At 69.2% G+C, this 23,859-nt stretch carries 26 protein-coding genes; 23 read left to right on the top strand and 3 right to left on the bottom strand.

All coding sequences use genetic code 11. From position 1 onward, the window contains the following. Window positions 1-63 precede the first annotated feature (63 nt). The 11 genes from secY (at window position 64) to truA (ending at window position 8,065) form a co-directional block, all read left to right on the top strand. Complete coding sequence (gene secY / locus ACFWJW_RS29280; protein WP_208683146.1) at window positions 64-1,377, top strand: preprotein translocase subunit SecY; 1,314 nt, start codon at window positions 64-66, stop codon at window positions 1,375-1,377. Further along, a complete protein-coding gene (locus tag ACFWJW_RS29285; protein WP_387247049.1) occupies window positions 1,377-2,033 on the top strand; it encodes an adenylate kinase in 657 nt (218 codons plus the stop codon). The genes secY and ACFWJW_RS29285 overlap by 1 nt, the downstream gene beginning before the upstream one ends. Window positions 2,034-2,158: 125 nt before the next feature. Next, entirely contained in the window at window positions 2,159-3,001 is an 843-nt protein-coding gene (gene map / locus ACFWJW_RS29290) for a type I methionyl aminopeptidase (protein ID WP_387247051.1), read from the top strand. Window positions 3,002-3,215: 214 nt separating this feature from the next. Then, window positions 3,216-3,437 carry a translation initiation factor IF-1 gene (gene infA, locus ACFWJW_RS29295; protein WP_003956442.1) on the top strand — a complete coding sequence of 74 codons (222 nt, stop codon included), beginning with the start codon at window positions 3,216-3,218 and terminating at the stop codon, window positions 3,435-3,437. Window positions 3,438-3,497: 60 nt separating this feature from the next. Further along, the gene (gene rpmJ / locus ACFWJW_RS29300) at window positions 3,498-3,611 is read left to right on the top strand and encodes a 50S ribosomal protein L36 (RefSeq protein WP_003956441.1); all 114 of its coding nucleotides are present in this window, start codon (window positions 3,498-3,500) and stop codon (window positions 3,609-3,611) included. A 198-nt stretch (window positions 3,612-3,809) separates the two neighbouring features. Next, on the top strand, window positions 3,810-4,190 hold the full coding sequence (gene rpsM, locus ACFWJW_RS29305) for a 30S ribosomal protein S13 (RefSeq protein WP_018090888.1): 381 nt from the start codon (window positions 3,810-3,812) through the stop codon (window positions 4,188-4,190). A gap of 96 nt (window positions 4,191-4,286) precedes the next feature. Then, a complete protein-coding gene (gene rpsK / locus ACFWJW_RS29310; RefSeq protein ID WP_004571845.1) occupies window positions 4,287-4,691 on the top strand; it encodes a 30S ribosomal protein S11 in 405 nt (134 codons plus the stop codon). A gap of 29 nt (window positions 4,692-4,720) precedes the next feature. Next, on the top strand, window positions 4,721-5,347 hold the full coding sequence (gene rpsD, locus ACFWJW_RS29315) for a 30S ribosomal protein S4 (protein ID WP_042155896.1): 627 nt from the start codon (window positions 4,721-4,723) through the stop codon (window positions 5,345-5,347). Window positions 5,348-5,456: 109 nt separating this feature from the next. Further along, entirely contained in the window at window positions 5,457-6,479 is a 1,023-nt protein-coding gene (locus ACFWJW_RS29320; RefSeq protein ID WP_003956430.1) for a DNA-directed RNA polymerase subunit alpha, read from the top strand. A gap of 164 nt (window positions 6,480-6,643) precedes the next feature. After that, the gene (gene rplQ / locus ACFWJW_RS29325; protein WP_018090886.1) at window positions 6,644-7,111 is read left to right on the top strand and encodes a 50S ribosomal protein L17; all 468 of its coding nucleotides are present in this window, start codon (window positions 6,644-6,646) and stop codon (window positions 7,109-7,111) included. Between the two features lie 96 nt (window positions 7,112-7,207). Further along, window positions 7,208-8,065 carry a tRNA pseudouridine(38-40) synthase TruA gene (gene truA, locus ACFWJW_RS29330; RefSeq protein WP_387247055.1) on the top strand — a complete coding sequence of 286 codons (858 nt, stop codon included), beginning with the start codon at window positions 7,208-7,210 and terminating at the stop codon, window positions 8,063-8,065. A gap of 55 nt (window positions 8,066-8,120) precedes the next feature. Here the strand turns inward: truA and ACFWJW_RS29335 are convergent, their stop codons facing one another. Beyond that, window positions 8,121-8,987: a hypothetical protein gene (locus ACFWJW_RS29335; protein WP_387247057.1), complete on the bottom strand. Its 867-nt coding sequence runs from the start codon at window positions 8,985-8,987 to the stop codon at window positions 8,121-8,123. A 56-nt stretch (window positions 8,988-9,043) separates the two neighbouring features. Here ACFWJW_RS29335 and ACFWJW_RS29340 point away from each other — a divergent pair, with 56 nt between their 5' ends. The 4 genes from ACFWJW_RS29340 to glmM all read left to right on the top strand — a co-directional run bounded on the left by ACFWJW_RS29340 (window position 9,044) and on the right by glmM (window position 13,433). Next, window positions 9,044-10,687, top strand: a complete 1,644-nt coding sequence (locus tag ACFWJW_RS29340) for an ABC-F family ATP-binding cassette domain-containing protein (RefSeq protein WP_387247059.1) — start codon at window positions 9,044-9,046, stop codon at window positions 10,685-10,687. A 247-nt stretch (window positions 10,688-10,934) separates the two neighbouring features. Further along, window positions 10,935-11,378: a 50S ribosomal protein L13 gene (gene rplM / locus ACFWJW_RS29345; protein WP_042155907.1), complete on the top strand. Its 444-nt coding sequence runs from the start codon at window positions 10,935-10,937 to the stop codon at window positions 11,376-11,378. A 42-nt stretch (window positions 11,379-11,420) separates the two neighbouring features. Beyond that, a complete protein-coding gene (gene rpsI, locus ACFWJW_RS29350) occupies window positions 11,421-11,933 on the top strand; it encodes a 30S ribosomal protein S9 (RefSeq protein ID WP_042155909.1) in 513 nt (170 codons plus the stop codon). A gap of 141 nt (window positions 11,934-12,074) precedes the next feature. Then, entirely contained in the window at window positions 12,075-13,433 is a 1,359-nt protein-coding gene (gene glmM, locus ACFWJW_RS29355) for a phosphoglucosamine mutase (RefSeq protein WP_387247061.1), read from the top strand. 179 nt (window positions 13,434-13,612) lie between these two features. Here the strand turns inward: glmM and ACFWJW_RS29360 are convergent, their stop codons facing one another. After that, complete coding sequence (locus ACFWJW_RS29360) at window positions 13,613-14,551, bottom strand: DUF389 domain-containing protein (RefSeq protein ID WP_387247063.1); 939 nt, start codon at window positions 14,549-14,551, stop codon at window positions 13,613-13,615. Window positions 14,552-14,565: 14 nt separating this feature from the next. Next, window positions 14,566-15,549 carry a type I pantothenate kinase gene (coaA, locus tag ACFWJW_RS29365; protein WP_387247065.1) on the bottom strand — a complete coding sequence of 328 codons (984 nt, stop codon included), beginning with the start codon at window positions 15,547-15,549 and terminating at the stop codon, window positions 14,566-14,568. Window positions 15,550-15,745: 196 nt separating this feature from the next. Here coaA and ACFWJW_RS29370 point away from each other — a divergent pair, with 196 nt between their 5' ends. The 8 genes from ACFWJW_RS29370 to ACFWJW_RS29405 all read left to right on the top strand — a co-directional run bounded on the left by ACFWJW_RS29370 (window position 15,746) and on the right by ACFWJW_RS29405 (window position 23,801). Further along, window positions 15,746-16,021, top strand: coding sequence for a hypothetical protein (locus ACFWJW_RS29370; protein ID WP_387247067.1), 276 nt, complete (start codon window positions 15,746-15,748; stop codon window positions 16,019-16,021). A 212-nt stretch (window positions 16,022-16,233) separates the two neighbouring features. Continuing rightward, on the top strand, window positions 16,234-16,602 hold the full coding sequence (locus ACFWJW_RS29375; protein WP_387247069.1) for a hypothetical protein: 369 nt from the start codon (window positions 16,234-16,236) through the stop codon (window positions 16,600-16,602). Continuing rightward, a complete protein-coding gene (locus ACFWJW_RS29380; protein ID WP_387247071.1) occupies window positions 16,599-17,735 on the top strand; it encodes a WXG100 family type VII secretion target in 1,137 nt (378 codons plus the stop codon). The genes ACFWJW_RS29375 and ACFWJW_RS29380 overlap by 4 nt, the downstream gene beginning before the upstream one ends. Beyond that, window positions 17,732-19,069, top strand: coding sequence for a hypothetical protein (locus tag ACFWJW_RS29385; protein WP_387247073.1), 1,338 nt, complete (start codon window positions 17,732-17,734; stop codon window positions 19,067-19,069). The genes ACFWJW_RS29380 and ACFWJW_RS29385 overlap by 4 nt, the downstream gene beginning before the upstream one ends. Window positions 19,070-19,150: 81 nt before the next feature. Next, complete coding sequence (gene glmS, locus ACFWJW_RS29390) at window positions 19,151-20,998, top strand: glutamine--fructose-6-phosphate transaminase (isomerizing) (protein WP_266738378.1); 1,848 nt, start codon at window positions 19,151-19,153, stop codon at window positions 20,996-20,998. Continuing rightward, on the top strand, window positions 20,995-21,363 hold the full coding sequence (locus ACFWJW_RS29395; protein ID WP_387247075.1) for a holo-ACP synthase: 369 nt from the start codon (window positions 20,995-20,997) through the stop codon (window positions 21,361-21,363). Before glmS ends, ACFWJW_RS29395 begins: the two co-directional genes overlap by 4 nt. Before the next feature lie 95 nt (window positions 21,364-21,458). Continuing rightward, window positions 21,459-22,883: an NAD(P)H-hydrate dehydratase gene (locus ACFWJW_RS29400; RefSeq protein WP_387247077.1), complete on the top strand. Its 1,425-nt coding sequence runs from the start codon at window positions 21,459-21,461 to the stop codon at window positions 22,881-22,883. A gap of 108 nt (window positions 22,884-22,991) precedes the next feature. After that, the gene (locus tag ACFWJW_RS29405; RefSeq protein WP_387247079.1) at window positions 22,992-23,801 is read left to right on the top strand and encodes a L,D-transpeptidase; all 810 of its coding nucleotides are present in this window, start codon (window positions 22,992-22,994) and stop codon (window positions 23,799-23,801) included. Window positions 23,802-23,859: the final 58 nt, after the last annotated feature.

Genomic DNA, 23,859 nt, shown 5'->3' on the forward strand with positions numbered 1-23,859 from the left:
CTAACTATTCGTCGATCCTCAAGACCGTCACCTCTCGCACAGGCGGGAGGCGCAGGAGGCACCGTGCTCACCGCGTTCGCCCGAGCGTTCAAGACGCCCGACCTGCGCAAAAAGCTGCTGTTCACATTGGGCATCATCGTGCTCTACCGGATCGGCGCGCATGTCCCGGTCCCCGGGGTGAATTACGCGAACGTCGAGACCTGTATGAAGCAGGCCGGCGGTAACAGCGGGTTGTTCGCCCTGGTGAACATGTTCAGCGGTGGTGCGCTGCTTCAGATCACGATCTTCGCGCTGGGGATCATGCCGTACATCACGGCGAGCATCATCCTCCAGCTGCTGACCGTCGTGATCCCCCGGCTGGAGGCCCTCAAGAAGGAGGGGCAGTCCGGCCAGGCCAAGATCACTCAGTACACGCGCTATCTGACCGTGGCGCTGGCGATCCTCCAGGGCACCGGCCTGGTGGCCACCGCCCGCAGCGGTGCGCTCTTCCAGAGCTGCCCGGTCGCCAGCGAGATCGTCCCCAGCGACTCGATCTTCACCACCATCACGATGGTCATCACGATGACCGCCGGCACCGGCCTGATCATGTGGCTCGGTGAGCTGGTCACCGACCGCGGTATCGGCAACGGCATGTCGATCCTGATGTTCATCTCGATCGCCGCCGGCTTCCCGGGCGCGCTGTGGCAGATCAAGCTCACCGGCAAGCTGGCCGACGGCTGGATCGAGTTCTTCGCGGTGATCGCGGTGGGCCTGGCGATGGTCGCCCTGGTGGTCTTCGTCGAGCAGGCGCAGCGGCGGATCCCGGTGCAGTACGCGAAGCGGATGATCGGCCGCCGGTCCTACGGCGGTACGTCCACTTACATCCCGCTCAAGGTGAATCAGGCAGGTGTGATTCCTGTCATCTTCGCGTCATCGCTGCTCTACATTCCAGCCCTCATCGCACAGTTCAGCGGGTCGAAGGCGGCATGGGCGACGTGGATCGCCACCAACTTCACCAAGGGAAATCACCCGGTTTACATCGTTACGTACTTCCTGCTGATCGTGTTCTTCGCCTTCTTCTACGTGGCCATCAGCTTCAACCCCGAAGAAGTTGCCGACAACATGAAGAAGTATGGTGGCTTCATCCCGGGTATCCGGGCTGGTCGCCCGACGGCCGAGTACCTCAGCTACGTGCTCAACCGGATCACGTGGCCGGGCTCGCTGTACCTGGGGCTGATCGCGCTCGTACCAACAGTGGCGTTGGTGCTTTTCAACGCGAACCAGAACTTCCCGTTCGGCGGGACGAGCATCCTGATCATCGTGGGTGTGGGTCTGGAGACCGTGAAGCAGATCGAGAGCCAGCTTCAGCAGCGCAACTACGAAGGGTTCCTCCGCTGATGCGAATCGTCCTCGTCGGACCCCCGGGGGCCGGCAAGGGTACGCAGGCTGCGTACCTTGCCAAGAACCTCGCGATCCCGCACATCTCCACGGGGGACCTGTTCCGCGCCAACATCAGCCAGGGCACGCCCCTCGGCCGCGAGGCGAAGTCATACATGGACGCCGGCAATCTGGTGCCCGACTCGGTCACCATCGCGATGGCCGAGGACCGTATGGAGCAGCCCGACGCAGCCAACGGCTTCCTGCTGGACGGCTTCCCCCGCAACCTGGGCCAGGCCAAGGCGCTGGACGAGTACCTCAAGGACAAGAACCTCACGCTGGACGCCGTCCTGGACCTGGAGGTCCCCGAGGACGAGGTCGTCAAGCGGATCGCCGGCCGGCGCATCTGCCGCAACGACAGCAGCCACGTCTTCCACGCCGAGTACAACAAGCCGGAGGCCGAGGGCGTCTGTGACGTCTGCGGCGGCGAGCTGTACCAGCGGGACGACGACCGTGAGGAGACCGTCCGCAAGCGCCTGGAGGTCTACCACACGGAGACCGAGCCGATCATCGACTACTACAAGGCTCAGGACCTGGTGGTGACCATCCCCGCGATGGGCAAGGTCGACGAGGTGACCAAGCGCGCGATGGCGGCCCTGCCGTCCCGGGACGCGTAGCAGCAAGAACGTCGTGCCTACGGCCGCGGTGCCCGCAACGGGTACCGCGGCCGTATCGTGTACGGGGCGGTCGTGACGGCCGCCGGAGAAGCGTTGTAGTCGGTTCAGGAAAGGCGCCAGCCGTCATGGTGGAGATCAAGACCCCCGAGCAGATCGCGAAGATGCGCGAGGCGGGGCTGGTGGTCGCCGCCATTCACGCGGCGACCCGGAAGGTTGCGGTGCCCGGGGCCACAACGAAGGATCTGGACGACGCGGCACGCAAGGTGCTCGCCGAACACGGTGCGAAGTCGAACTTCCTCGGTTACGGCGGCTTCCCCGCGACGATCTGCACCTCGGTGAACGACGTCGTGGTCCACGGCATCCCCGACGCCGAGACGGTGCTCCAGGACGGCGACATCATCTCCATCGACTGCGGCGCGATCATCGACGGCTGGCACGGCGACGCCGCGTACACCGCCTTCGTCGGCTCCGGTCACGCACCGGAGCTGGTCGAGCTGAGCCGGGTCACCGAGGAGTCGATGTGGGCCGGCATCGCGGCGGTCGCCAAGGGCAACCGCCTGGTCGACATCTCCAAGGCGATCGAGGGCTACATCCGCCGCCAGCCCCGGCCGGCCGGCGGTAAGTACGGCATCGTCGAGGACTACGGCGGCCACGGCATCGGCTCGCAGATGCACATGGACCCGCATCTGCTGAACTACGTCGACCGCAAGCGCGGCCGCGGCCCGAAGCTGGTGCCCGGCTTCTGCATCGCGATCGAGCCGATGGTGAACCTCGGCACCGCCAAGACGCATGTGCTCGACGACGACTGGACGGTCAAGTCGAACGACGGCAGCTGGTCCTCGCACTGGGAGCACTCGGTCGCGCTGACCGAGGAAGGCCCGCTGGTGCTGACCGCGCCGGACGGCGGCAAGGCCAAGCTGGCCGAGCTGGGGATCACGGCGGCGCCCGACCCTTCCTCAAGGTCTTAAGGACCAGGGGAGACCCCATCGCCTGAGCCGGCTTCTGCGGTGTCGGCCGCCCCTGTGGCGTAAGGATCACGCCCGATGGGCAATAATCCTGGATTCGTCTTTTCCAGGACCCTGGCGTAGACTGACGCGTCGGCTCTCGTGCATCCGTATGCCCTCTTGGTTGAGGGTGTGATGCGGGATAGTCGATCAAGGTAGCCGATTCGAAGGGCGAAGCGTGGCCAAGAAGCAAGGTGCCATCGAGATCGAGGGCACCGTGATCGAGTCTCTCCCGAACGCCATGTTCAAGGTGGAGCTCCAGAACGGTCACAAGGTCCTCGCGCACATCAGCGGCAAGATGCGGATGCACTACATCCGTATCCTCCCGGATGACCGGGTCGTCGTGGAGCTTTCTCCGTACGACCTGACGCGTGGCCGGATCGTCTACCGCTACAAGTAGATCTTGTCGGCGCCCCGCTCCCGTGGGGTGACGGCACTGACCCGGAGAACCTCACATCCCATGAAGGTCAAGCCGAGCGTCAAGAAGATCTGCGACAAGTGCAAGGTGATCCGCCGCCACGGCCGGGTCATGGTCATCTGCGACAACCTGCGCCACAAGCAGCGCCAGGGCTGACGCACGCCGACCACCTGCATTTCGCAGTTTTCGCGCGACGCAAGCACATACGTACATACGCAGTCACCCGACCCCCGCATCACTCGCGTGGGGACGACACCCCCGGCTCGGAGGCCGGGGACCCGGCTCGTAATTCTTCAGAGTCTTACGGGAACGGTGCTGCGGAAGACCTCCGAATAGCCATCAGGAGCCACATCAATGGCACGCCTCGCAGGCGTTGATCTCCCGCGCGAAAAGCGTGTGGAGGTCGCCCTCACCTACGTCTTCGGTATCGGGCGGACGCTCTCGCAGCAGACTCTCGCTGCCACCGGCGTGAACCCGAACACCCGTGTTCGCGACCTGGCCGAGGAAGACCTCGTCAAGATCCGCGAGTACGTGGACAACAACCTCAAGACCGAGGGTGACCTCCGTCGCGAGATCCAGGCCGACATCCGCCGCAAGGTCGAGATCGGCTGCTACCAGGGTCTGCGTCACCGCCGCGGTCTGCCGGTGCACGGTCAGCGCACCAGCACGAACGCCCGTACCCGCAAGGGCCCGCGTCGCGCGATCGCCGGCAAGAAGAAGCCGGGCAAGAAGTAGTCCTCAGCAGGACGCACTGTGTGCTTCGGGGGGACACCCCCCAAGCCCCCCAAGCGGTCTTCGCTGTAGGACCGACCACCTCCACGGGAGTAATGAATGCCTCCGAAGGGCCGTACGGCCGGCGCCAAGAAGGTGCGCCGCAAGGAGAAGAAGAACGTTGCCCACGGGCACGCTCACATCAAGAGCACGTTCAACAACACGATCGTCTCGATCACGGACCCCACGGGCAACGTGATCTCTTGGGCCTCGGCCGGCCACGTCGGCTTCAAGGGCTCGCGCAAGTCCACCCCCTTCGCCGCGCAGATGGCCGCCGAGTCGGCCGCCCGCCGCGCGCAGGAGCACGGCATGCGCAAGGTCGACGTCTTCGTCAAGGGTCCCGGCTCCGGCCGTGAGACCGCGATCCGCTCCCTCCAGGCCACCGGCCTCGAGGTGGGTTCGATCCAGGACGTGACCCCCACCCCGCACAACGGATGCCGCCCGCCCAAGCGCCGGCGCGTCTGACGCACTGAGGTAACGGAGACAACTGGAAAATGGCGCGTTACACCGGGGCCGACTGCAAGCGTTGCCGTCGGGAGAAGCAGAAGCTCTTCCTCAAGGGGAGCAAGTGCGAGAGCGCAAAGTGCCCGATCGAGATCCGTCCTTACCCCCCGGGTGAGCACGGTCGCGGGCGCACCAAGGACAGCGAGTACCTGCTCCAGCTTCGTGAGAAGCAGAAGTGCAGCCGCATCTACGGTGTCCTTGAGAAGCAGTTCGTGAACTACTACAAGGAAGCGAACCAGAAGACCGGCAAGACCGGTGAGAACCTTCTGCGCATCCTTGAGACCCGCCTCGACAACGTGGTCTACCGGGCCGGCTTTGCCAAGTCCCGCGACCACGCCCGTCAGCTGGTGCGTCACGGACACATCACCGTGAACGGCCGCAAGACCGACATCCCGTCGGCGCGGGTGGCCGTGAACGACATCGTCGAGGTCCGCGAGGGCTCTCGGAACCTGACCCCCTTCGAGGTGGCCAAGGCCGAGGCCGGCGAGAAGACGGTTCCGGCCTGGCTGGAAGCGATTCCGTCGAACCTGCGGATTCTCGTGCACAGCATGCCCGAGCGCCAGGTGATCGACACCCAGGTGCAGGAGCAGCTGATCGTCGAGCTCTACTCCAAGTAAGAGCTGACCGGTGGGGGCGGTACGGAGCCGATGGCGCCGTGCCGCCCGTACCCTTGTCAGTACAGCGGACGTCAAATAGCGGGCGTCCACGACTGAAGGATCGAAGAACATGCTGATTGCTCAGCGTCCCTCGTTGACCGAAGAGGTCGTCGACGAATACCGCTCCCGGTTCGTGATCGAGCCGCTGGAGCCGGGCTTCGGTTACACCCTCGGCAACTCTCTGCGTCGTACCCTCCTGTCCTCGATCCCGGGTGCGGCGGTCACGTCCATCCGCATCGACGGTGTCCTGCACGAGTTCACCACCGTGCCGGGCGTCAAGGAGGACGTCACCGACCTCATCCTCAACATCAAGCAGCTGGTCGTCTCCTCGGAGCACGACGAGCCGGTCGTGATGTACCTGCGCAAGCAGGGTCCCGGCCTGGTCACCGCGGCGGACATCGCCCCGCCGGCCGGTGTCGAGGTGCACAACCCGGACCTGGTCCTCGCCACCCTCAACGGCAAGGGCAAGCTGGAGATGGAGCTGACCGTCGAGCGCGGTCGCGGCTATGTCTCCGCCGTCCAGAACAAGCAGGTGGGCCAGGAGATCGGCCGTATCCCGGTCGACTCCATCTACTCGCCGGTGCTCAAGGTCACCTACAAGGTCGAGGCGACCCGTGTCGAGCAGCGCACCGACTTCGACAAGCTGATCGTCGACGTCGAGACCAAGCAGGCCATGCGCCCGCGTGACGCCATGGCGTCCGCCGGTAAGACCCTGGTCGAGCTGTTCGGTCTGGCGCGCGAGCTCAACATCGACGCCGAGGGCATCGACATGGGCCCGTCCCCGACGGACGCCGCCCTGGCCGCCGACCTGGCGCTGCCGATCGAGGAGCTGGAGCTCACGGTCCGCTCGTACAACTGCCTCAAGCGTGAGGGCATCCACTCCGTGGGTGAGCTCGTGGCGCGCTCCGAGGCCGACCTGCTCGACATCCGCAACTTCGGTGCGAAGTCGATCGACGAGGTCAAGGCGAAGCTGGCCGGCATGGGCCTGGCGCTCAAGGACAGCCCGCCCGGATTCGACCCGACGGCTGCGGCTGACGCCTTCGGGGCCGATGACGACGCCGACGCCGGTTTCGTCGAGACCGAGCAGTACTAAGAGCTCGGTCGAGACAGCCGGATTGTGACTGCGCGGCCGCTGTGGCTGGTCGCGCAGTTCCCCGCGCCCCTTACGGGGCGCTGGTTGTTGCCGGTGAGCAACCGCTCACCGGGTCCTGACCTCGGTACCTGATACGGCCGGGGCAGATACCAAGGAGAAAGAACATGCCGAAGCCCGCCAAGGGTGCCCGTCTGGGCGGCAGCGCTGCGCACGAGCGCCTCATGCTGCGCAACCTGGCCACCGCGCTCTTCGAGCACGGCCGCATCACGACGACCGAGGCCAAGGCCCGTCGTCTGCGTCCGTACGCGGAGCGCCTGGTGACCAAGGCGAAGAAGGGCGACCTTCACAACCGCCGTCAGGTCATGCAGCTGATCTCGGACAAGAGCGTCGTGCACACGCTCTTCACGGAGATCGCCCCGCGGTTCGAGAACCGCCCGGGTGGCTACACCCGTATCACCAAGATCGGTAACCGTCGTGGCGACAACGCTCCCATGGCCGTCATCGAGCTGGTGGAGGCGCTGACCGTGGCCCAGCAGGCCACCGGTGAGGCCGAGGCCGCGACCAAGCGTGCGGCCAAGGACGCGGAGGCGGCCACGGCTGCCGAGGCGACCGAGGAGTCGAAGGACGCCTGAGTCCCGGCTTGAGCGTCAGCGGGTCCGCCCTTCGGGGCGGGCCCGCTTTCGTCTTCCGGTGCGGGCGTCCGGCGCGGGGTTGAGAGGATTGCTGGTGTGAGTGACGAAGTGAAGCCGGGCGCGGTCCGGGTGCGGATGGACCTTTCCTACGACGGCAAGGACTTCTCCGGATGGGCGAAGCAGGCCGGCGGGCGGCGGACCGTCCAGGGGGAGATCGAGGACGCGCTGCGGACGGTGACCCGGTCCGCGGAGACGTATGAGCTCACCGTGGCCGGGCGGACGGACGCGGGGGTGCACGCGCGGGGGCAGGTGGCGCATGTGGATCTGCCGGCGGAGCTGTGGGCCGAGCATCAGGACAAACTGCTGCGGCGGCTGGCCGGGCGGCTGCCGAAGGACGTGCGGGTGTGGCGGCTCGCCGAGGCGCCGTACGGATTCAATGCGCGGTTCTCGGCGATCTGGCGGCGCTATGCGTACCGGGTGACCGATCACCACGGCGGGGTGGACCCGCTGCTGCGCGGCCATGTGCTGTGGCACGACTGGGCGCTGGACGTCGAGGCGATGAACGAGGCATCCCGGCCGCTGCTGGGGGAGCACGACTTCGCGGCGTACTGCAAGCGGCGGGAGGGCGCGACGACGATCCGTACGCTCCAGGAGCTGAGCTGGGTGCGGGGGGCCGACGGGATCATCACGGCGACCGTGCGGGCGGATGCCTTCTGCCACAACATGGTGCGGTCGCTGGTGGGGGCGATGCTCTTCGTCGGGGACGGGCACCGGCCCGTGGAGTGGCCGGGCAAGGTGCTGGCCGCCGGGGTGCGGGACTCCGCCGTGCATGTCGTACGGCCCCATGGGCTGACGCTGGAGGAGGTCGGCTATCCGGCCGACGCCCTGCTGATGGCGCGCAACCAGGAGGCGCGGAACAAGCGGACGCTGCCGGCGGGCGGCGGCTGCTGCTGAGCGGCGGCCCGGGAGGCCCGGTGGTGGCGCCGGAAGAGCGGCGCCACCGGAGGCGTCAGGACTGGCCGGCCTTCTTGCGGGCGTCCTTCAGCTGCTGCTCGGCGGCCTGGGCGGCCTGATCCTTGCCACGCTGGGTGATCTGGCTGAACGCGTAGGCACCGCCGTCCCGGGCGATCTGCCGGGCCTTGGTCTCGGTGCCGGTGACGTCCTTGCCGTTGAGGTAGCCGGCGATCGTGAAGTAGGCGTAGCGGCCGGTCGCATTGGTCGCCATCCGGCACTTCGTGCCCTGGCAGAAGTCCGCGGGGACACCGCCCCCGGGCAGCGGCATGAGGTTGGCCTTGTTCTCGTTCATGACCTTGGTGGCCTGGGCCGGGGAGTCGAAGACCGCGATACCGAGGGTGACCGCGACGCCGCCCTTGGAGTACGTGGCCCGCAGCAGCTTCCGGCAGCCGTTGTGGGTCAGCGAGGAGACCAGCGGGCCCTGGGCGCCGGCGGTGCAGTCCTGGGTGGCGGCGGTCTTGGTGCGGGGGTAGGTGTGCTCGCCGACGACCATGCTCTTCTGCGGGAAGAGGGTGGCGGGCGTCAGCGGCGCCTTGTCCTTCTTGGGGTCGGAGATGTAGTCCCGCGGGTTGGGCGGGGGCGGGACGGAGACGTCCGGGAACGACGGCTGGTCGTCCGGCACCGCGGCGTCGTCGGACGCGCTGGGCGACGCCGTCGGACTGCCGCCCTTCGCGCCGCCGGTCATGACGGCGGCGGTGACGATGCCGGCCACCGCGAGGGCCGCCAGCACGCCGCCGCCGATCCACATCCAGCGTTTGCGGCGGGCCTGTGCCTCACTCTCCTCGGCGAGTGCGCCCCAGTCCGGCGTCGACGACGAAGAACCCCCGGGGCCGTCGAACGGCCCGCCTTGCCCAAAGCTCATGCCGCGCATCCTAATCCGGTTGGTAGAAGGCTTGGCGGCCGGTCACAATCCCGTTCATGGGACATCTTGAGGCCGGACATCTGGAGTACTACCTCCCGGACGGGAGGGTCCTGCTGGGGGATGTGTCCTTCCGGGTGGGGGAGGGCGCGTCGGTCGCGCTGGTGGGCGCCAACGGGGCCGGCAAGACGACGCTGCTGCGGCTGATCGCGGGGGAGCTCCAGCCGCACGGCGGGGCGGTGACGGTCAGCGGCGGGCTCGGGGTGATGCCGCAGTTCGTGGGCTCCGTACGGGACGAGCGCACCGTGCGTGACCTGCTGGTTTCCGTGGCGCAGCCGCGGATCAGGGAGGCCGCCGCCGCGGTGGACGCCGCCGAGTTGGCGATCATGACCGCCGAGGACGACGACGAGGCCGCGCAGATGGCCTATGCCCAGGCGCTCAGCGACTGGGCCGAGGCCCGCGGCTACGAGGCCGAGACCGTCTGGGACATCTGCACGACGGCGGCGCTGGGGATGCCGTACGAGAAGGCGCAGTGGCGCAAGGTGCGCACGCTGTCCGGCGGTGAGCAGAAGCGGCTGGTGCTGGAGTCGCTGCTGCGCGGCACCGACGAGGTGCTGCTGCTGGACGAGCCGGACAACTATCTGGACGTGCCGGGCAAGCGGTGGCTGGAGGAGCAGCTGCGGGAGACCCGTAAGACGGTGCTGTTCGTCTCGCACGACCGGGAGCTGCTGGCCCGCGCCGCGGAGAAGATCGTCAGCGTGGAGCCGGGCCCGGCGGGCTCCGACGTCTGGGTGCACGGTGGCGGTTTCGCCACGTATCACGAGGCCCGCAAGGAGCGCTTCGCCCGCTTCGAGGAGCTGCGGCGGCGCTGGGACGAGAAGCATGTGCAGCTGAAGCAGCTGGTGAACATGCTCAAGAACAAGGCGGCGTTCAACGACGGTCTCGCCTCCCGCTACCAGGCCGCCCAGACCCGGCTGCGGAAGTTCGAGGAGGCCGGGCCGCCGCCGGAGCCGCCGCGCGAGCAGGAGATCACCATGCGGCTGCGCGGCGGGCGGACCGGTGTGCGCGCGATCACCTGCGAGGGGCTGGAGCTGACCGGCCTCATGAAGCCCTTCTCCCTGGAGATCTTCTACGGCGAGCGGGTCGCGGTCCTCGGCTCCAACGGTTCCGGCAAGTCGCACTTCCTGCGGCTGCTGGCCGGAGACGCCGATGAGTCCGCGCAGCCCGTCCCGCACACCGGCGCCTGGAAGCTGGGCGCCCGGGTCGTCCCCGGTCACTTCGCGCAGACGCATGCCCACCCCGAGCTGCTGGGCCGCACCCTGCTCGACGTCCTGTGGACCGAGCACGCCAAGGACAAGGGCCAGGCCATGTCGGCGCTGCGCCGCTATGAGCTGGAGAAACAGGCCGAGCAGCGCTTCGACCGGCTCTCCGGCGGCCAGCAGGCGCGCTTCCAGATCCTGCTGCTGGAGCTGGCCGGGACGACCGCCCTGCTGCTCGACGAGCCGACCGACAACCTGGACCTGGAGTCGGCGGAGGCGCTTCAGGAGGGGCTGGAGGCGTACGACGGCACGGTGGTGGCGGTCACCCATGACCGGTGGTTCGCGAAGTCCTTCGACCGGTTCCTGGTGTTCGGCTCGGACGGGCTGGTGCGGGAGACGGCGGAGCCGGTGTGGGACGAGCGGCGGGTGGAGCGGAAGCGGTAGGGCGGCCGCCCCGGACCGTACGCCGCTTCGGGCGGCGTTTTGACCCCGCTGGGCACGGCCCGGTATTCTGCTGGTTCGTTATGCGTATTGGCTTGCTCTATCTCACGTGAGGGGCCCTTACGCCGGTCCCTGGACCGATAACCAGCGGCGGACGATCGGGTTGCGTCACCCGTAGTGCCGCCCTGCTGCGGGATCGGTCACGGCGACCAGTACAGGACCCATTCACTTAAGAAGCGAAGGCTAAGACGTGCGTACGTTCAGCCCCAAGCCCGGCGATGTCCAGCGCCAGTGGCACATCATTGACGCGCAGGACGTTGTCCTGGGCCGTCTGGCCAGCCAGGCCGCGTCCCTTCTCCGGGGCAAGCACAAGCCGGTCTACGCGCCGCACGTTGACATGGGTGACTTCGTCATCATCGTCAACGCCGACAAGGTGCACCTGTCCGGCAACAAGCGGACCCAGAAGATGGCCTACCGCCACTCGGGCTTCCCGGGCGGTCTGCGCTCGGTCCGCTACGACGAGCTGCTCGACAAGAACCCCGAGAAGGCCGTCGAGAAGGCCATCAAGGGCATGCTCCCCAAGAACACCCTCGGCCGTCAGATGCTCTCGAAGCTGAAGGTCTACGCAGGTGCCGAGCACCCGCACGCTGCGCAGCAGCCGGTCCCGTTCGAGATCACCCAGGTCGCGCAGTAAGTCCGGCCACCCCCTAAGACGACAGAGAATCTGAGGAGCATCGTGGCCGAGACCACTCCCGAGACCGTCATCGAGAACGACGACGCCGTCGAGGAATACACCACCGAGACCGAGGTCGTGGAGTCGGAGTACACCTCCGAGTCCCTCGCCTCCCGCTTCGGCGACCCGCAGCCGGCGGCCGGCCTGGGCCGTCGCAAGAACGCCATCGCCCGCGTCCGGATCGTTCCGGGCACCGGCCAGTGGAAGATCAACGGTCGCACCCTTGAGGGCTACTTCCCCAACAAGGTGCACCAGCAGGAAGTCAACGAGCCCTTCAAGGTGCTCGAGCTCGACAACCGCTACGACGTCGTCGCCCGCATCTCCGGCGGCGGCATCTCCGGCCAGGCCGGTGCGCTGCGCCTGGGCGTGGCCCGTGCGCTGAACGAGGCGGACGTGGACAACAACCGCCCGGCGCTGAAGAAGGCCGGATTCCTCAAGCGTGACGACCGCGCGGTCGAGCGCAAGAAGGCCGGTCTGAAGAAGGCCCGCAAGGCGCCGCAGTACAGCAAGCGCTAATCGCGCCTGCTGCACCGTGCAGCACCTTGGCGAACGCCCCGGTGGCACCTCCGTGCTGCCGGGGCGTTCGGCTATCCGGGACCAGGGGCGTATACCTGGACTTAATGCTCTGGTCCAAGCTCATCTACTCGGAGGACACCAGTGGGACGACTCTTCGGCACGGACGGGGTGCGCGGTGTCGCCAATGCGGATCTGACGGCGGAGCTGGCGCTCGGTCTGTCGGTCGCTGCGGCGCATGTGCTCGCGGAAGCCGGCACTTTCGAGGGTCACCGGCCGGTGGCGGTGGTCGGACGCGATCCACGCGCGTCCGGTGAGTTCCTGGAGGCCGCGGTCGTCGCGGGCCTGGCCAGCGCCGGCGTGGACGTGCTGCGGGTGGGAGTGCTCCCGACCCCGGCGGTCGCGTATCTGACCGGCTCGCTCGGCGCGGACCTCGGCGTGATGCTCTCCGCCAGCCACAACCCGATGCCCGACAACGGCATCAAGTTCTTCGCCCGCGGCGGCCACAAGCTCGCCGACGAGCTGGAGGACCGTATCGAGCACACCTACCGCGCGCACAGCTCCGGTGAGCCCTGGGAGCGGCCGACCGGGGCCGGCGTGGGCCGGGTCACCGTCTATGACGAGGGCTTCGACAACTATGTCGCGCACCTCGTCGGCGTGCTGCCCAACCGCCTGGACGGGCTGAAGATCGTCATCGATGGCGCGCACGGCGCGGCGGCGCGGGTCTCGCCCGAGGCGTTCGCCCGGGCCGGCGCCGACGTCATCACGATCGGCACCGACCCCGACGGCCTGAACATCAACGACGGCTGCGGCTCCACGCACCTGGAGCTGCTGCGGGCCGCGGTGGTCGAGCACGGCGCGGACCTGGGTGTCGCCCACGACGGCGACGCGGACCGCTGCCTGGCCGTGGACCGCGAGGGCAACGAGATCGACGGCGACCAGATCCTGGCCGTCCTGGCGCTCGGCATGCGCGAGGCGGGCACGCTGCGCAAGAACATCGTGGTCGCCACCGTGATGTCGAACCTCGGCTTCAAGCTGGCCATGGAGGGCGCGGGCATCGACCTCGTCCAGACCGCGGTCGGCGACCGCTACGTCCTGGAGGAGATGAAGGCGCACGGCCTCGCGCTGGGCGGTGAGCAGTCCGGGCACGTCATCGTGCTGGACCACGCCACCACCGGTGACGGCACGCTGACCGGTCTGATGCTGGCCGCCCGGGTCGCCGCGACCGGCAAGCCGCTGGCCGAGCTGGCGGGCGTCATGGAGCGGCTGCCGCAGATCCTGATCAACGTCCCCGACGTCGACAAGTCCCGGGTGGCCACCTCTCCCGAGGTGACCGCGGCGGTCGCCGAGGCGGAGCGCGAGCTGGGCGCCACCGGGCGGGTGCTGCTGCGGCCGTCCGGTACGGAGCCGCTGGTGCGGGTGATGGTGGAGGCGGCGGACATCGAGCAGGCCCGTGCGGTGGCCGAGCGGCTGGCGGACGCGGTCAAGTCGGCGCTGGGATGAGTGCCGTGGGCGGTGGCCGCGGCCGCCGTTGAGACACCGCGGGTGAGTGTCGCGGAACGCACCGGCCTCGCCCCGGGGTGGCATGTCGCCGCTCCGGGGCGGGGCCGTTTCCGGTCCGGGGCGGGCCGTCCGCTCCGGGGGAGCCCGTCTCCGGTCCGGGACGAGCCCGTTTCCGGTCGCTAGCCGGCGACCGGGAGGGTGCCGTGCCGGGCCCACAGCAGCTTCTGTGTGGCCAGGGTGAGGGTGCCGGCGATCACGATGCCCACCATGTTCAGCCCGAGCTGGCCGACGGAGCCCCAGGTCTGCGCGTAGTCGCCGTAGGTGAAGGCGACGGCGGCGTTGGCGGCGGCGGGCACGGTCGTCACGGAGATGGCCACGCCCACCAGGGCACCGGACTTCGCCGAGGTCAGCGAGAGGGTGCCGGCGACGCCGGCGAGGAAGGCCACCACGAAGGACATCCAGTCCGGCTGCCAGATGAACGACGTATTGGGCCGGGGGCCCTTGACCCGGTGCTCGGTGAACAGCCCCACCGCATCCATGAAGTAGCTGAAGCCGCAGGTCAGCACCATGGCCACGACGAAGCCGACGACCAGCGCCACCAGCGAGCGCCAGGCCGGCCGCGGGGCGCGCCGGACCAGGGCCGTGGAGATGCCCGCCAGCGGGCCGAACTCGGGCCCGACCGCCATCGCGCCGACGATCAGGATGGCGTTGTCGAGGACCACACCGCAGGCCGCGATCATCGTCGCGAGGGTCAGGAACGCGAGATAGGTGGCCGACAGCGTCGACTCCTCGTGGGTGGCGTCGGTCAGCGACTCCCACAGGACGGCGTCCGCGCCCTCGCCGGGGGCCTCGTCCTCCGCCCGGTCGGCCCGCCGGGACAGCGACAGATCGATGTGCTCCAGCGCGATGGAACCGCTTCGGTCGAGGCCCATCTCCCGCAGCCGGGCCAGCAGTCCGTCGCCGGCCTCCCGGGCGACGTCGCACAGCACCACATCGCCCCGCGGCTCCCGGGCCGCCCCGCTCAGCACGACGAGATGGGTGGTCCCGACGGTCCGCTCCAGCAGCTGGAGCACCTCGTCCGTACGGTCCGCGGGGACGATCAGGCGCAGATGCAGCACGGTGTTCGCACTCCCTAGAGCTTGCGCAGCGACAGCCGCTGCACCTTGTGGTCCGGCCCCTTGCGGAGCACCAGGTTGGCGCGGCCGCGGGTCGGGGCGACGTTCTGCTGGAGATTGGGCTTGTTGACGGTGCGCCAGATCATCCGGGCGTAGTCGAGTGCCTCGTCCTCGGAGACCTGGGTGTACTTGCGGAAGTACGAGAACGGGTTCTGGAAGGCGGTCTCGCGCAGCTTGCGGAAGCGGCCGAGGTACCACTTCTCGATGTCCTCGGTGCGGGCGTCGACGTAGACGGAGAAGTCGAAGAAGTCGGCGAGACCGAGGCGGGTGCGGCCGTCCTTGCCGGGCAGGGCCGGCTGGAGGACGTTCAGGCCCTCGACGATGAGGATGTCGGGGCGCTGCACGGTCAGCTGCTCGCCCGGCACGATGTCGTAGATCAGGTGGGAGTAGACCGGTGCGGTGACCTGGGCCTTGCCGGACTTCACCGCCGCGACGAAGCGGGTCAGCGCCCGCCGGTCGTAGGACTCCGGGAAGCCCTTACGGGACATCAGGCCGCGCCGGTGCAGTTCGGCGTTGGGGAAGAGGAAGCCGTCGGTGGTGACCAGCTCGACGCGCGGATGCTCGGGCCAGCGGGCCAGCAGCGCCTGAAGCAGCCGGGCGGTGGTGGACTTCCCGACCGCCACGCTGCCCGCGACCCCGATGACGAACGGGGTGCCGGGCTGGGGGCCGCCGCCTGCGTCGCCGAGGAAGGTGTTCAGCGCACCGCGCAGATTGCTGGTGGCGCCGACATAGAGGTTGAGGAGCCGGGACAGCGGGAGATAGACATCGCGTACCTCGTCGAGGTCGATGACATCGCCCAGGCCACGCAGCTGCTCGACCTCGTCGGCCGTCAGGGGCAGCGGGGTCTTCTCCCGCAGGGCGCTCCACTGTGCGCGCGTCAGATCGACGTACGGGGAGCTGTCGGCGCGGCGTCGTTGCTGCGGATCGGTCGTCAGGGGCACGCGCCCATTGTGCGCAGCCGCCACCCGCCGTTCATCTCGGGGTGGCCGGCACGGCGCCGGAAGGTGGTCTTGTGGATGTCGGGGTGGGCTTGGGTGTTTCTCGGCCACCCTGTCTGTACCCGGATGATATTGCCCGGTACGGTCAGCGGCGGGGAAGGGCCCGGAGACGGGCCGCGGACGAATCAGGGGGGTTCGGGTGCGCACGCGTAAGGCCGGTCTGCTGGGACATCGGCCCTGGGGGAAAAGCGCCGGCGCGGACCACACCGGTCCGGACTGCACCACGGACGGCTTCGCCGCCCAGGTGTACGCCGAGCTGGCCGAGGAACTGCCGGACGAGGACCTGGGAGAGGACCTCGCCGATTTCCTGGAGCGCCACGAGCCGGGCGGCGGCCCCGGCGCGGACGCCGAGGCGGACGAGGAGTCCTTGGAAGCGGTGCGGGAGGCGCATGTGCGGATATCTCGGGGGTACTGAAGGGCTGGAGAGCTCCCGTCCGCAACTCGGCCTCTGCTCAGCCGCGTTGACTACGGCACATTGCCACGACTTGGTCCGATTTGGCCGTGGCCAGGTCCCGACATGTTCTGTGAAATGCCACGCGAGGAGGTGGCTGATTCTGTGAATCGGCCACCTGGCTCTCACTAGCCTGGCCGGGTCAGAGGCTCGGGCGTTGCGCCCTGCTGCACTGTGTGCCGGGGGCAGGTCTGGGCGATGCGCAGATCTCGGGGGCTTCGGTGGCAAAAGAATTCCATATTGAACCTGCTCAGCTCGGCAAGTTGGGGAAAGATTTCGCCAGCTATGCCTATGACATCGAGAGTGCCCTGAAAGGGTTCAAGGGGAAGACGGACTCCGAGGCGATTCACGATGGATTCGGCCTCCTGACCGAGTCCGAAGAGGTCACCTCCGCCTACATTGAATTATCTGACAACATGTCGGAATCCCTGGGGAAGCTCCATAAGCACCTCGAGGCGATCGGTGAACTCCTGCGGGAGAATGTGAAAAACAGCGAGGAGTCGGACGAGCACATCGCTGCCGCATTCAAGCAGGGGGACAAGTGAGCAACGAAGGGGTCGGCGAGGAGATCGTCGAGGCCGGGCTGGAGCTCGTGAATCCCGGCGGTCGGCCGGACGTTTTACGGGCGGCAGCGACCTCCTGGCGCAACATGGGCTCGGAGCTGGAAGAGGCTTTCGATGCCCTCGACAAAAAAGTACAGGCAACGCTCGGCGAGCATTGGCAGGGCGATTCGGCCGATGCCTTCGAGCATCACTGGAACGCGCTGAAGGCGGGCCTTAAGAAGACAGAGCCCACCTTTACCCATGCGGCGAAGGGGCTGGACGACGCCGCCGACTCCATCGAAGAGGTCAACGACGAGATCCACGCGATCTACGTCGAGATCGGTGTCTCGATCGGCGTCGGGGTCGCACTGTCCTTTGTGACGCTGGGTTTCGGCGGTGCAGCGGCGGCCGCCAACGCGACCCGGCTTGCGGCGCAGGCCGCCCGGGTTTCCGCCCGTCTGGCCTCGATGCTCACGCGTATCGCTACGGGCTTTCGGCGTGTCAGTCAGCTCGCGAAGGCAAACAAGTTCCTCACGAATGTGGCCATCAACTGGGCGGGCAATACGGCGGGATCCGTTGCGGGCGCGGCATGGTCGGGGGACAAGGTGAGCGGGGCAGACCTCTGGGAGGCGACCTGGCAGGGCGGGGTGGGTGCGGCGGTGGGGACTGCGCCGGGGCTCAAGATCGCGAAAGTCGTAGAGGGAAGTTTCGGGGCAAATTCATCAGCGTTGCTTCGTGGAGCGGCGAGCGGAGCGGCAGGCGGCGCCAGCGGCAACGTCCTCGGCGGCTGGGGCACCGAGGCTGCCAAGGTGGCGACCGGTGAATCGTTCGACTTGGAAGACGCCGCGTGGGGCACCGCTGCCAATGCTGTTGGTGGTGCCGCGGGCGGCGCCGCCGTCGCTGGGGTCGGGCGCCTCAATCAGCCTACTGAAGGGTTCCAGGCGCCCGAAGGCTTCACCCCGGCGCCTGAGCGGAGCGGTCCTGCGATGTCGATCGATGGCCCGATGGGCGGGATCAGTGCCGGCCTGGCAGGAGCAGGTCAGGCGGTGGCCCAGGGGGATGATGAGAAAGAAGACAAGAATCCCGAGGCCAAGTCAGGGCCTCGGAGTCGAAGCGTGAAGGACACTTTCGGATGATCCGGACCCGGGCCATCAATGCCTGCCTCTCGGCGGCGGGGGTAGGCGTGCTGGCCGCTGCGCTGCGGGTGTTGATGCGGCCCTCCGCATCGTTGCCCCGCTGGGACCTGCTCGGCTGTCTTGCGCTGGTGGTGGGTGGCCTGGCAGGTGCTCTGGTGTGCCTGCGGCGGGGGCCCTCTCCGCAAGGAGAGCGGATTGCGGCGCGTAGCCACTGGTGGCCCGATCGCAACCGTGGGTGGATCGCCACCGGATTGTGTGCCGGGATCGTGCCCGTGGGGCTGTTTTTCTACGCGGCCCTTTCGTCCTCCCCGGAAGCTGCTCGGATCACCGAGGCCAAAGGCGATATCCAAGCGGTCTCTATTCAGAAGGTCCTCTCCTCCGAGTATGTCCGGAGCAAAAACTCTAGGCACTATAAGGTGGTTGCCCGGGTTTCCGTGCCCTTCGACGCGGGGGCGAGGTCCGAGAAGGCCGAGTTCACGTCGAAGCGCCAGGTGGCACGCGGCGACGAGGTCTGGGCTCTCTTCGCACCGTCATCCGCCGGCCTTGGCTTTCTCGTGGACGCCGACCGGGAAGTGCTGGAAGAGAGGATGGGCGGTGCCGGGCATCCGATCATGTTGGCAGGGGTAGGGGTCCTCGCGGCCTTCTGCTCGCTTTTCGGTGTCCTGGGAGAGGTCTTCAGCAGGGCCTCCCGCAGCCTGCGGCGTCCCCTCAAGATGGGCCTTTGCCGTTCGCTCCCCGTAACGGTGAAGAGTGTCGGCGTGGTGGTGGACGAGATCACCGACAGTAAGGGGGTTGAGACGAAGCAGCCGAAACCCCGAGTGAAACTCGATGGCGTCGAGGGAGAGCGCCTGGAAATTCTGCTCGACCCGGTGGTCGATCCCGCTCATCTATCCCGGGAGATCAAGGGCCTTCAAGCAACGCTCTACTGGGAGAAAATCGCAGTCAACGGCCCTGGGCCGAAGCGGCTCCGCGCAGTGCTGGTCGTGGACGGGCAGCGATGCGTGCGAGGTGTCCTCAGGGTCGCTGACGCGTCGGACTGCCCGGAGGGCAGTCCTGTGCCTGCTGCTGGATCACTTCCCGAGGGAGACGGCCTGCGGGCGATTCGGACGTTCCCGGCCTGGGATCCGAGGTTGCACGCCGGCGGGCTGTGGTGGCTTCTGGTGGGGGTGCTTGCGCTCGGCGCTGTCGCCGTCGGTGTGGGGCGTTGGCCGACCCTCCTCTTGTGCGCTGCCGCTTATGGCGCCCTGTTCATGGCCCGGTGGTGGGTGAAGGACAGCCGCACGCGGTACCTGAAGGGCTTCCTTCCGGACCCCGAGCCGGAAGCCGGCCGCTGATTTCGGGGGCGGCGGCGCGGTCGCGAGCCCACCGCGTTGCCGTGCCGCCGCCGGGCGGGACCCGGCGCGTACGCTGCCACCATGTGCGGAATCGTGGGATATGTGGGCGGGCAGAGCGCCCTTGACGTGGTCCTGGCCGGGCTGAAGCGGCTGGAGTACCGGGGGTATGACTCGGCGGGGGTCGCGGTGCTGGCCGATGGGGGGCTGGCGGCGGCCAAGAAGGCCGGGAAACTGGCCAACCTGGAGAAGGAGCTGGCGGACCGTCCGCTGCCGGCCGGGTCGACGGGGATCGGGCACACCCGATGGGCGACGCACGGCGGGCCCACCGACGAGAACGCCCATCCGCATCTGGACAACGCCGGACGGGTCTCGGTCGTGCACAACGGCATCATCGAGAACTTCGCCGGGCTGCGCGCCGAACTCACCGACCGCGGGCACGAGTTGGCGTCCGAGACGGACACCGAGGTCGTGGCGCATCTGCTCGCCGAGTGCTACTCGTCCTGTGGCGAGCTGGCCGAGGCGATGCGGCAGGTGTGCCGGCGGCTGGAGGGTGCGTTCACGCTGGTCGCGGTGCACGCCGATGAGCCGGATGTGGTCGTCGGGGCGCGCCGGAACTCGCCGCTGGTGGTGGGCGTCGGGGACGGTGAAGCCTTCCTGGCCTCCGATGTGGCGGCGTTCATCGCGCATACGAGGGAGGCCATCGAGCTGGGCCAGGACCAGGTCGTGGAGCTGCGCCGGGAGGCCGTGACGGTCACCGATTTCGACGGGGCGCCCGCCGAGGTGCGGGAGTACCACGTCGACTGGGACGCCTCGGCCGCCGAGAAGGGCGGCTACGACTACTTCATGCTGAAGGAGATCGCGGAGCAGCCGAAGGCCGTCGCGGACACGCTGTTGGGGCGGATCGACGCGTCGGGCGTGCTGTCGCTGGACGAGGTGCGGATCCCGCCGGAGGTGCTGCGTGAGGTCGACAAGGTCGTCATCGTGGCGTGCGGGACGGCGTACCACGCGGGGATGATCGCCAAGTACGCGATCGAGCACTGGACCAGGATTCCCTGCGAGACCGAGCTGGCGAGTGAGTTCCGCTACCGCGATCCGATTCTGGACCGGCACACGCTGGTGATCGCGATCAGTCAGTCCGGCGAGACGATGGACACCCTGATGGCGCTGCGGCATGCGCGGGAGCAGGGCGCGAAGGTGCTCGCCATCTGCAACACGAACGGGTCGACCATCCCGCGGGAGTCGGACGCGGTGCTGTACACGCACGCCGGGCCCGAGGTGGCGGTGGCCTCCACCAAGGCGTTCCTGACCCAGCTGGTGGCCTGCTATCTGGTGGCGCTGTACGTCGCGCAGGTGCGGGGCACGAAGTGGGGCGACGAGATCCGGGCGGTGGTGCGCGAACTGGCCGCCATCGGGACCCAGGTCGAGCAGGTGCTCGGCACGATGGAGCCGGTACGGGAGCTGGCGCGCTCGCTCGCCGACAAGAACACGGTGCTGTTCCTCGGGCGGCATGTGGGCTATCCGGTGGCGCTGGAGGGTGCGCTGAAGCTCAAGGAGCTCGCGTACATGCATGCGGAGGGCTTCGCGGCCGGGGAGCTCAAGCACGGGCCGATCGCGCTGATCGAGGACGATCTGCCGGTGGTGGTGGTCGTGCCGTCGCCGCGTGGGCGGTCGGTGCTGCACGACAAGATCGTGTCGAACATTCAGGAGATCCGGGCCCGGGGGGCGCGGACGATCGTCATCGCGGAGGAGGGTGACGAGACCGTCGTGCCCTACGCCGACCACCTCGTACGGATTCCGCGGACGCCGGTGCTGCTCCAGCCGCTGGTGTCCACCGTCCCGTTGCAGGTCTTCGCCTGTGAGCTGGCCACCGCCCGCGGCAACGAGGTCGACCAGCCGCGCAACCTCGCCAAGTCGGTGACGGTGGAGTGATCATCGGGGTGGGGATCGATGTCGCCGAGATCGACCGCTTCGGCGCGGCGCTGGAGCGCACGCCGGAGCTGGCGCACCGGCTGTTCATCGAGGACGAGCTGATATTGCCGAGCGGGGAACGGCGGGGCATCGCGTCCCTGGCGGCGCGGTTCGCCGCCAAGGAGGCGCTGGCCAAGGCGCTCGGGGCGCCGGCCGGGCTGCACTGGACCGATGCCGAGGTGTACGTCGAGGACAGCGGGCAGCCGAAGCTGCGGGTGCAGGGCACGGTCGAGGCGCGGGCGGAGGAACTCGGGGTCCGGTCGTGGCACGTGTCGCTGAGTCATGACGCCGGCGTCGCCTCCGCCGTGGTGATCGCCGAGGGGTGAGCCGTACGGCGCCCGTCCGGTCCGTCGCGGCGGGCGCCGTCCCCGGGCGGGGAAAATCCCCCGCACCTGGTGGGTGAGGGGCGAGACTTGGCGGTATGAGGACTGCCTACAGCGTGGAGACCGTCCGGGCCGCGGAGCGAGAGCTCATGGCCCGGTTGCCCGAAGGGGCCCTGATGCAGCGGGCGGCGGCCGGACTGGCCGTGGCCTGCGGGGAGTTGCTGGGCAAGGTGTACGGCAGCCGGGTGGTGCTGCTGGTGGGCAGCGGTGACAACGGCGGGGACGCGCTGTACGCCGGCGCCCGGCTGGCCCGGCGGGGGGCCGGGGTGGCAGCGGTGCTGCTGTCGCCCGAACGGGCCCACCAGGGCGGACTGGCCGCGCTGCGGGCCGCCGGGGGACGGGTTTCGGACGACGCGCCGCGGGACATCGGCCGGGCCGGCCTCGTCGTGGACGGCATCGTCGGGATCGGCGGGCGCGGCGGGCTGCGCCCGGAGGCCGCGCAACTCGCGCGGGCGGCCTGGGGGTCGGCGACGGTGGTGGCGGTCGACCTGCCCAGCGGGGTGGACGCGGACAGCGGCGAGGTGCACGGGGACGCCGTACGGGCCGATGCGACGGTGACGTTCGGGGCGTACAAGCCGGGGCTGCTGATCGATCCGGCGCGGGAGCGGGCCGGCGCGCTGCGGCTGGTCGACATCGGGCTCAGGCTGCCGCAGGAGGCCGAACTGGAGGCGTTGCAGCACGCGGACGTGGCGGAGCTGCTGCCCCGTCCGGCGCCGGAGAGCGACAAGTACCGGCGGGGCGTGGTCGGGGTGGTCGCCGGGTCCGCGCGGTATCCGGGGGCGGCGGTGCTCGCGGTGGCGGGCGCGCTGCGGGGCGGCGCGGGGGCCGTGCGGTATGTCGGGCCGGCCGCCGACGCGGTGCTGGCGCGCTTCCCGGAGACCCTGGTGCATCCCGGGCCGCCGGACAAGGCGGGCCGGGTGCAGGCGTGGGTGATCGGGCCCGGCATCGGGGACGAGGCGGCGGCGCTGGAGGACGTGCTGGCGGCGGATGTGCCGGTGCTGGTGGACGCGGACGGGCTGCGCTTCCTGACGCCCGAGCGGGTCCGGGAGCGGACCGCGGAGACGCTGCTGACGCCGCACGCGGGGGAGGCCGCCGCGCTGCTCGGGCGCGGGCGCGAGGAGGTCGAGGCGGCGCGGCTGGCCTCCGTACGGGAGTTGGCGGCGCGCTACGGGGCCACGGTGCTGCTCAAGGGCTCGACGACGCTGGTGGCGGAGGCGGACGGTCCCGTACGGGTCAACCCCACCGGGACCGGCTGGCTGGCGACGGCCGGGAGCGGGGATGTGCTGTCGGGGGTGACCGGGTCGCTGCTCGCCGCCGGCCTCGCGGCGCGGGACGCCGGATCCGTCGGCGCGTATCTGCACGGGCTGGCGGCGCGCCGGGCGGCCGGGCCGGTCGGCGCGCCGGTCCTGGCCTCCGAGGTCGCCGGTCATCTGGACGCCGCCTGGCGTGATGTGACGCACTGACAGATCCCGGGGCGGGCGTTACGCCCCGCGGGGGAATGGGGCGGGCACCAGGGCGAACCTGGTCCCCGGCGGGCGGTCCGGCGGCGCGCCCACGGCATGCGTGAGGGCATGAAACGCACCCTTTCGGCGTTGCTGGTCTGCGCCTCGCTCCTCGTTGTCGCCGGGCCGCCCGCGGTCGCCGTGGCGCCGTCGCCCACCGTGGCGGCCCGGTCCGCCGCGTACCGCCTGCCCGGCCTGGTTCCCGGCCTGCCGCGCGCGGCGCGGGAGACCGCCCGGCCCCGGCACGTCGAGTACGTGCCGCGGTCCGAGGTGGCGCCCGCCGGCCGGGCGGCCCGGTGCAGCGCCTCCACCGGGCCCTACCAGCGGCAGGCGGAGCGCTACCTGGGGCGGCAGGTGGACGGGCGGCAGAGCACCGGGGACTGCCGGGCGATCCGGCGGTTCCAGCAGGCCCACCGCATCGCGCCGGCGACCGGGTTCGCCGGCCCGGTCACCGGGGCGATCGTGCAGGTGATGCGGGCCAGGAAGGACCCCAACCGGGCCGGGAACTGCCCCGCCCTCGCCCAGCGGACCGCGTGTGTCGACCTGAACCGGCAGCTGATGTGGGTGCAGCAGGGTGGCCGGGTGATCCTCGAACCGGTGGCGATCCGGAGCGGTGCGCCGACGATGGAGACCCGCACCGGCTCGTACCGGATCTATCTGCGCCACCGGCACCACATCTCGAACCTCTACGGCACGCGGATGCCCTACGCCCAGTTCTTCGACCGCGGGGAGGCGCTGCACGGCGTCTACGAGGACATCTTCTCGGGGGCCGGCTCGCACGGCTGCGTCAACCTCACCATGACGGACGCGCGGCGGGCCTGGGAAGTGCTGAGGAAGGGCGACACCGTGTACGTCTGGGGGCGGAAGCCCGGCGTGTGAGCACGGTTTCCGCGCCCGTCCCCCGGGGCCCCGCGGCGTCGCCTGCGACACTGAGGGG

Source organism: Streptomyces sp. NPDC127097, from assembly GCF_042724075.1.
GTDB lineage: Bacteria > Actinomycetota > Actinomycetes > Streptomycetales > Streptomycetaceae > Streptomyces.

Bases quoted from the DNA above. Each gene is read 5' to 3' on its own strand.
- ACFWJW_RS29285 (WP_387247049.1), top strand. From the start codon at position 1,377: ATGCGAATCGTCCTCGTCGGACCCCCGGGGGCCGGCAAGGGTACGCAG.
- rpsD (WP_042155896.1), top strand. From the start codon at position 4,721: ATGGCGCGTTACACCGGGGCCGACTGCAAGCGTTGCCGTCGGGAGAAG.
- rpsM (WP_018090888.1), top strand. From the start codon at position 3,810: ATGGCACGCCTCGCAGGCGTTGATCTCCCGCGCGAAAAGCGTGTGGAG.
- glmS (WP_266738378.1), top strand. From the start codon at position 19,151: ATGTGCGGAATCGTGGGATATGTGGGCGGGCAGAGCGCCCTTGACGTG.
- ACFWJW_RS29400 (WP_387247077.1), top strand. From the start codon at position 21,459: ATGAGGACTGCCTACAGCGTGGAGACCGTCCGGGCCGCGGAGCGAGAG.
- ACFWJW_RS29335 (WP_387247057.1), bottom strand. From the start codon at position 8,987: ATGAGCTTTGGGCAAGGCGGGCCGTTCGACGGCCCCGGGGGTTCTTCG.
- ACFWJW_RS29340 (WP_387247059.1), top strand. From the start codon at position 9,044: ATGGGACATCTTGAGGCCGGACATCTGGAGTACTACCTCCCGGACGGG.
- ACFWJW_RS29405 (WP_387247079.1), top strand. From the start codon at position 22,992: ATGAAACGCACCCTTTCGGCGTTGCTGGTCTGCGCCTCGCTCCTCGTT.
- map (WP_387247051.1), top strand. From the start codon at position 2,159: ATGGTGGAGATCAAGACCCCCGAGCAGATCGCGAAGATGCGCGAGGCG.
- rpmJ (WP_003956441.1), top strand. From the start codon at position 3,498: ATGAAGGTCAAGCCGAGCGTCAAGAAGATCTGCGACAAGTGCAAGGTG.
- ACFWJW_RS29385 (WP_387247073.1), top strand. From the start codon at position 17,732: ATGATCCGGACCCGGGCCATCAATGCCTGCCTCTCGGCGGCGGGGGTA.
- rplQ (WP_018090886.1), top strand. From the start codon at position 6,644: ATGCCGAAGCCCGCCAAGGGTGCCCGTCTGGGCGGCAGCGCTGCGCAC.
- rpsK (WP_004571845.1), top strand. From the start codon at position 4,287: ATGCCTCCGAAGGGCCGTACGGCCGGCGCCAAGAAGGTGCGCCGCAAG.
- ACFWJW_RS29320 (WP_003956430.1), top strand. From the start codon at position 5,457: ATGCTGATTGCTCAGCGTCCCTCGTTGACCGAAGAGGTCGTCGACGAA.